The sequence below is a fragment of the Parvimonas sp. M20 genome (assembly GCF_035282425.1).
In the GTDB taxonomy this organism is placed as follows: Bacteria; Bacillota; Clostridia; order Tissierellales; family Peptoniphilaceae; genus Parvimonas.
In genome coordinates this window covers 1-268 of the sequence record NZ_JAYKBQ010000180.1, presented here as the reverse complement: position 1 = coordinate 268, position 268 = coordinate 1, and the positions used below count along the sequence as shown (strand labels likewise).

At 44.0% G+C, this 268-nt stretch carries 1 protein-coding gene; it reads right to left on the bottom strand.

Annotation, left to right across the window (positions count from 1 at the left end; genetic code table 11):
- A partial coding sequence (locus VJI93_RS08880) for an ATP-binding cassette domain-containing protein (RefSeq protein ID WP_324009336.1) occupies window positions 1-268 on the bottom strand: 268 nt, incomplete at both ends.

Genomic DNA, 268 nt, shown 5'->3' with positions numbered 1-268 from the left:
AACATAAGCCACTTTAACTGAATCACCTAATGTCACAGTACCTGTATCAGGTTGCTGCTCACCAGTCATCATACGGAATAACGTCGTCTTACCTGCACCGTTTGGACCAACGATACCAACAATCGCTGTAGGCGGTACAGTAAAGCTTAAGTTCTCGTACAATACGCGACCATCAAACGATTTACTGATGCCTTCAACTTCTACAACCTTATTACCTAGACGTGGACCAGGTGGAATGTAGATTTCAGACGTTTCATTACGCTGTTGG